General features: G+C 41.7%; 4 protein-coding genes and 2 rRNA genes. 2 read left to right on the top strand and 4 right to left on the bottom strand.

The genetic code is table 11. The features are described 5' to 3' along the window. Both A7968_RS21360 and rrf read left to right on the top strand, forming a co-directional pair. A 23S ribosomal RNA gene (locus A7968_RS21360) occupies positions 1 to 188 on the top strand; the annotation flags it as partial. 135 nt (positions 189 to 323) lie between these two features. Further along, positions 324 to 438 (top strand): 5S ribosomal RNA (rrf, locus tag A7968_RS21355). 127 nt (positions 439 to 565) lie between these two features. Here the strand turns inward: rrf and A7968_RS21350 are convergent. The 4 genes from A7968_RS21350 to uvrD form a co-directional block, all read right to left on the bottom strand. Continuing rightward, positions 566 to 1,414, bottom strand: coding sequence for a hypothetical protein (locus A7968_RS21350; RefSeq protein WP_064668532.1), 849 nt, complete (start codon positions 1,412 to 1,414; stop codon positions 566 to 568). Positions 1,415 to 1,480: 66 nt separating this feature from the next. Then, complete coding sequence (locus A7968_RS21345) at positions 1,481 to 2,590, bottom strand: ABC transporter substrate-binding protein (protein WP_064668531.1); 1,110 nt, start codon at positions 2,588 to 2,590, stop codon at positions 1,481 to 1,483. After that, the gene (locus tag A7968_RS21340) at positions 2,559 to 4,652 is read right to left on the bottom strand and encodes a GNAT family N-acetyltransferase (protein ID WP_064668530.1); all 2,094 of its coding nucleotides are present in this window, start codon (positions 4,650 to 4,652) and stop codon (positions 2,559 to 2,561) included. Before A7968_RS21340 ends, A7968_RS21345 begins: the two co-directional genes overlap by 32 nt. Continuing rightward, positions 4,630 to 6,795 (bottom strand): DNA helicase II, encoded by a 2,166-nt coding sequence (uvrD, locus tag A7968_RS21335; protein ID WP_064668529.1) that lies wholly within the window; start codon positions 6,793 to 6,795, stop codon positions 4,630 to 4,632. The genes A7968_RS21340 and uvrD overlap by 23 nt, the downstream gene beginning before the upstream one ends. Between the last annotated feature and the right edge of the window lie 131 nt (positions 6,796 to 6,926).

The following is a 6,926-nucleotide window of genomic DNA, read 5'->3' as shown; positions in this document are numbered from 1 at the left end:
CGGTAGCTACGTTCGGAACTGATAAGCGCTGAAAGCATCTAAGCGCGAAGCAGGCCTCGAGATGAGTTCTCACTAGACTTTTAAAGTCTCTGAAGGGCCGTTGAAGACTACAACGTTGATAGGCAAGGTGTGGAAGCATAGTGATATGTTAAGCTAACTTGTACTAATTACCCGTGAGGCTTAACCATACAACGCCAAACGCGTTTTATGCGACAGTTTAAGCGAAGAAGTTAATATAACTAAAGTAGATTACTGAAGACTTTTTATTATCAGAAATTCCAAATTTTAGTAAGTTTGATTAAATCGAACTTACACCAAATTTGCTTGGTGACAATAGCGTTTTGGACCCACCTGACCCCATGCCGAACTCAGTAGTGAAACGAAACAGCGCCGATGATAGTGTAGCATTTGTTATGTGAAAGTAGGTCATCGCCAGGCTCCAAATTAAAGAAACCCGTTACAGCTATGTGACGGGTTTTTTGTTGTCTGGAATAAAGTGAATTAGCAAACTCGCAAACTCGCAAAATTATACCAATCGGCTTAAATACTTAACCATTCTAGCGTGCTAAAACAATCCATATTCTTCGGTTTCTTCTGCCTGTTGGTGCATTAAGTGCTGTGGTCTGAAAATCGCACTTGGGTCTATGAGTACGCTATGTTTATTTTCCAGTTTGATTAGGCCGCGCATCATATTCTTTGTTTGTGGATCAATATCAAAGCCGACATCTGTGAGTTTGTCTAACGGTTTGATATCTTCTTTTTTATAGCTGATGTTATCTTCGACTTTATCAACGAGTAAACCTATATGAGGGGTTCTGCCATCTTTTGTGGTGAAGATGATAATGGGTTTATGATCGAGTAAGATCTGTTCTTTGGCTGATTCAAACAATCTGATGAGTTGCATGTAGTTGCTGTTACGCTCTATGCTCAGTTCAACTAGCGCTTGTTTTTCGTTGTTTTGTTTTACCAACTCAATTAATTTATTCGCTCTTGCGTATAGTCGGTTATGCGGGGTTTTAAAGCGCTCTATAATTGCTTTTAGATCTTCGTTTTCAGTTTTGAAATGACTGTACCATTTTGCAAAATTTGATTGCTGAACATCAGTATTATGATTAAACGGTTGATTATGTTTGATACTGTTTTCCAGTGCAGTAAACCATTGTTGTTGCTTTTGTTGCCACTCGCTAAATAATTCGACCAATGATTGATTGGTTTCTTGTGTTGATTGTTTATTAAGAATAATCCCTAAATCAAAGATCGGGGTTGGGGTTTCCATATAATCTTTAACACCAATAAAGCTTTTATTGTCGTTTGGTAATGAGGTTAAATTATCTTCAAAGCGTTCAGTTAAAAGGATGTCGAGAATTTTTAATGAAATCGTCTTTTGGCCTACCCTAAAATTAATTAAATCCATACAGCCCTCATCTCCTAGATTGATAGATTAAGAATAGAACATTATTTAGAAAACGCAGTTATTTTGTTACAGCACAGAGCGGTAGACGATATGTTTATTTTTATCAGTTTTATTGATGAATAACGCGTTTATTTGTTTATCATCACTGAAAATAATATTTAAGCGCTGCATCAAACAATTATGTTGCAGTGGTTGAGGACAGCGTTGTGCCGCGGTAGTAAATACCATCGCATTCAGATAGCCTTCAAAGTGGATGCGATTTGGTTTGTTAATATTAGCCAGTGCCATATCTTTTAAGAATTCACGGCACCAATAGGCGCTGCATTTATGTGGGTTTGGCACGACTTCGGTGACCATCACTTCACTGGGATATTTAAGTAGAGCAAGTAGGTCTGAACTTGAAGCAAAAGATACGCTGGTATATTCAGGGGTAAATTGTTGCTCATAGGCGTTATTTATAAACTCTGATAATGGCTTATAAGTACCTACTAAACTAATGGCAGTCACGCCACTGGCTTTAAGTGTTTTTAAAGCATTTGCAATATCATGGCTATTACGTTGAAAGCGTGCGACTTTGACTGGTTTTAGATTAAATTTAGCGAGTGACTTTCTTAGCCCTGATTCTACTACGAAGCCAAACTCATCAGCTTGAATTAACAATCCAATACGACTGTGATTCTTTTCTTCGACCAGGTATTTTATTTGTTCGTCAGCTTCATCTTCATAGCTGGCGCGTAGATTAAACACGTTCATTTTTGGCTGGTAATGCAAAAATTCGGCGCCGCTGTAAGGCATCAAATAAGGAGTTTGTAACTTTTCAAGCAGAGCAGAAACCGCGAAACTTGTTGGTGTGCCCATCGCTCCAAATAGCGCATCGACTTTGTCTTTATAAATAAAGTGACGAGTATTACGAACTGCTCGTCTTGGTTCGTAACCATCATCGGCAACAATAAGCTGCACTTGAACTCCATTGATGCCGCCACTTTTATTTACCTTGTTAAAATAGACATTACTACCTTGGTAAAGTTGCTCACCAATTTGTTTAGCAGGTCCTGTTAAGGCGGTAGACATACCTAGCTTTATAACTTGTTTATCTTCGGCATAGGCACAGTTGTCGTTAAACAATAGCAACAATAAAACAACGCTAAGGTAATTTCTTAAGTAAATATTGCTCATACCAATTAGTCACAGCCTGTTTAAATTGTTTATCGAGTGATTTTTTACCGCTGATCTGTAGCGCTATTTGTGCCTTTTTAGGTGACCAGTTTTGTAATATTAGCCTAATAAAAATGCATTTGGTATTTTCATCACAAGTTAACAAGCTGCGAGGTGTGCACCAATATGCCCGCCATAGTAGAGGTTTTATGGCGTGTAATTGATAGTCTGTTGTTAATAAAGATTTTAATCGTTTATCTAAGTGGCGATCCACATGGCATGGCATAAAGGCTGTCAGTATTTGCTCGACTAATTGCTGATCTAGCTGGTTAAAATGATCGAGCAGGTGCAATGCAAAATCAGACTGAAATTCGCTTTCTAGTTGATCGTTTAAGGTATTGTCTCGATTTAAACTTTTTAGTACTAGTGCCGCATGTTCTGCGGTTGCTTTATCTTGTTTGAACCCCAGTTTGACCAGATTAAAGCCCGCCGCTTGCCAAAACTTTAGTAAGCTGGCATTTGCACCAAAACTGGCACCAAACCAATGGCAGCTTGCAGTTAATTGTTGCTCGCAATGCGCAAGTAGCTTTGAACCAATCTTGTTGTTATGGTGCGATGGCGCAACAGCAATGCGGACTACACGAGCGCAGCTTAAGGTGAGTATTTTTGGCTCAACAGTTAGTTGTGCTAAGGTTTGCGCCATTAAATGGCCTTGCGGGCGGCGTTGGCCACTGGTGATCTGCTCGCTTATTGTTGCACTTAAACCGCCTTCAATAGTAATTAAACATACCCCAAGAAGCGTATCACGTTGTTGGCAGACAAAAATTCGCTGTGCTGTGGCATCCAGTAGATGGCGTAAATCATTCACGCTAGTTTGATAGTGCGCTAACGACAATAAACCCATGACTTGGCGAAGTAGCGCTTCATCGTGGGCTAATTCCGTTGCTTGCAGCTCGCTAAACTGAAGTGCCGTATTAGTAAACTCACTGCTTGTATAGTCTGCATCTAGGGCTAAGAGTTTACAAATATGTTGTTCAAGAGGATCCGCTGGGGCAAAACGTATTGGTAGCTCTAAATTAACACTGCGCATATTTTTAAAGTGCTTTTCTAAATAGCGTTTAAAGCGCAAAGTATAACCGCGGCCATTACCTTCATAACCAATTATAGTACTGGCAAATACAATGCGGGGATAATGATCAAGCATTTTGATAAGCATGGGCACTGGGATTGCTGCGGCTTCATCAACTAGCAGCACATCGCATTGAGGCTGCTCACTTAATAGTTGATCTGGTGCAATGTAACGTAGGTTAGCGAGTTGTTTTTGCTGTGCTTGATAATGGCAGCCTCGCTCAGCAGCAAAATGTTTAAAGCAGCTATGCAGAGCTGAAAATTGTTGTGAGCAGATAATAATGTTTTTATCGCTAAGCTTTGCTGCTGCAAGGCCGAGTGCCGCAGATTTTCCGCGGCCACGATCAGCACTGATCAATAATGGCCGGTTTGCTCTTCCTGTTGCGGTTTTAATTATTTGCTCAACACAATACTGTTGCTCTGTCAGTGAAAGTACGCCAGCTTCTGTGCTCACTTTAGGAAGTGGTTGCCAACCTTCTGTTTGGCTAAAATGCAGTAGTGAGTTATTGGTGAGTAAACCCGCTAAACGTTGATTAAAGTAACTGTGCTGGCGTTGTTGCGCAAATGATTGAAAGGTCTCGAGGGCTGGATCGCACCAATGCTGTAAATCAGCCAGCTCTGGTAATAATAAAATAAATAACCCGCCAGCTTGCACTGTGCCGCTGAGAGCGGCGAGTTTATCTGGGGCTAAGCCACTAAAGCCATCATAAATAACATGTTGAAATTCTTGGCCGAGGATCTGATGAGTATGTTCAGTCCAGCTACTATTTTTGAGCTCACGGCTGGCTGATAATACCTTATATTGGACGGGAGCCAGTTGTTGGAGTAACTGATTGGCTTGCTGGTAACACCAATTTTGCTCGCCAGTAACTAATAGCAGTTGCCTATGTTTTGCATAGGCAAGTTGCGTGAGGAAAGATGCTAATTGCGGACTAAATAGCTTGCAGTCGTGCATAAACAGTTACTAACCACTTACTACCAAAGTCATCAAAATTCACTTGTACGCGAGATTGAGCGCCACTGCCTTCGTAATTAATAACTGTTCCCATACCAAATTTAGCATGTAATACATGCTGCCCTAAGTTAAAGCCACTTTCTTCAAATGCTGCATGACTCACCGATGAGCTAAATCGGCCAGCTGCAGGCGGGCGCGATACTTGGGTTTTTATACGAATTTCTTCAATGCAATCTTCAGGCATTTCTCGTAAAAAGCGTGATGGGCTGTGGTATTTTTCTTGACCATAAAGACGACGGCTTTCAGCGTGACTGATGTAGAGTTTTTCCATTGCGCGAGTCATACCTACATAGCAAAGACGTCGCTCTTCCTCTAAACGGCCTGATTCTTCGTTGCTTTGCTGTGATGGGAACATGCCTTCTTCAACACCAACCATAAATACCAGCGGGAACTCTAGGCCTTTCGCTGAGTGCAGTGTCATCATTTGCACGGCATCTTCATGCTCTTCAGCTTGGCCATCACCCGACTCCAGGGAGGTATAAGCCAAGAATCCTTGCAGTGGTGAGCTAAACTCTTCATCTTCCGGGAGTTCGTATTGGCCACAGGCGCTGATCAGCTCTTCTAAGTTTTCTACCCGAGCACGGCCTTTTTCGCCTTTTTCAGCTTGATACATTGCCATAAGGCCCGATGTTTGAATCGCGTATTTGGCTTGCTCTTCTAGCGTGAGATCGCCAATTTTGTCTTCAATGTGCTCAACCAGCTCAACAAACTTAGTTACAACACTAGCCGCACGCCCTGATAGGTGCTGTTGCTCAACAATGGCTTTTGCAGCGTACCAAAGCGGCAGTGATTCACTGCGTGCACAATCACGAATATGGCTTAGGGTTTTGTCGCCAATACCGCGGGCTGGGGTGTTAATAACACGCTCAAAAGCGGCATCGTCTTGGCGATTGCCAACAAGGCGTAAATACGCCAGTGCGTCTTTAATCTCTTGGCGTTCGAAAAAGCGCATACCGCCGTAAATGCGGTATTTTAAGCCTTCTTGTAGCATGGCTTCTTCAAGTACCCGCGATTGCGCGTTACTACGGTATAAAATCGCTGCGTCTTGTAATGCATTACCTGCATTGAGCCAGCTGCGTAATTTGCTGCTGACAAAGCGCGCTTCGTCTAATTCGTTAAAAGCGGCATAAACAGAAATAGGCTCGCCATCATTGCCATCGGTCCAGAGGCTTTTACCCATCCGGTCTGAGTTATTTTGAATAAGCGCATTAGACGCTTTTAGAATAGTGGCGGTAGAACGATAGTTTTGCTCGAGGCGAATTGTTTCGGCTTCAAAGTCGGTTAAAAAGCGCTTAATGTTTTCAATTTTTGCACCGCGCCATCCGTAAATACTCTGGTCATCATCACCAACAATCATAATGCTGTTGGTATCGCCAGCGAGTAATTTAAGCCATGCATATTGAATGGTGTTGGTATCTTGAAATTCGTCTACTAGCATATGGGCAAAACGTTGCTGGTAGTGACGTAGTAAAGTTGGATTGTTTTTCAGAACCTCAAAACTACGCAGTAATATTTCGGCAAAATCAACTAATCCAGCACGGTCACAGGCTTCTTGATAAGCGGTATAGACCTTAAGCATCATTTGCTCATTGATATCATAAGCTTGAATATCTTTTGGTCGTAGGCCTTCATCTTTCTTGGCGCTGATATACCAACCAAACTGCTTTGCGGGCCATTTTTTGTCATCAATATTCATGGCTTTTAATAAGCGTTTGATCATGCGTAGCTGATCGTCTGAATCTAAAATCTGAAATGCTTCAGGTAAATTAGCTTCACGGTGATGGGCGCGTAAAATACGGTGTGATAAACCATGGAAGGTACCGATCCACATACCACCGACAGGCGCTTTAAGAGCTTCTTCAACTCGGGTGCGCATTTCTTTAGCGGCTTTATTGGTAAAGGTTACTGCAAAAATACTGTAAGCAGAAGCTTGCTCTACCTGCATAAGCCATGCGATGCGATGAACAAGTACTCGAGTTTTACCTGAGCCTGCGCCAGCCAGCACCAGCATATTTTGCAGTGGAGCAGCTACGGCATCCCGTTGTTTGTCATTTAAGCCATCGAGTAATTCAGAAACGTCCATCATCACGCCTTTTCAATCAATATTAAGGGCAGTATAACAGGTGTTTTTGTTAGGCTAAATAAAATACTGTTTTTATAAACAGTTAATTTTAAAATGTTCTTTATTCTATTTAATGAGTTTTTTAGCTAAGC

This window comes from Pseudoalteromonas prydzensis (assembly GCF_001661495.1).
GTDB lineage: Bacteria > Pseudomonadota > Gammaproteobacteria > Enterobacterales > Alteromonadaceae > Pseudoalteromonas > Pseudoalteromonas prydzensis.
This window is presented reverse-complemented; position numbering and strand designations above follow the sequence as displayed.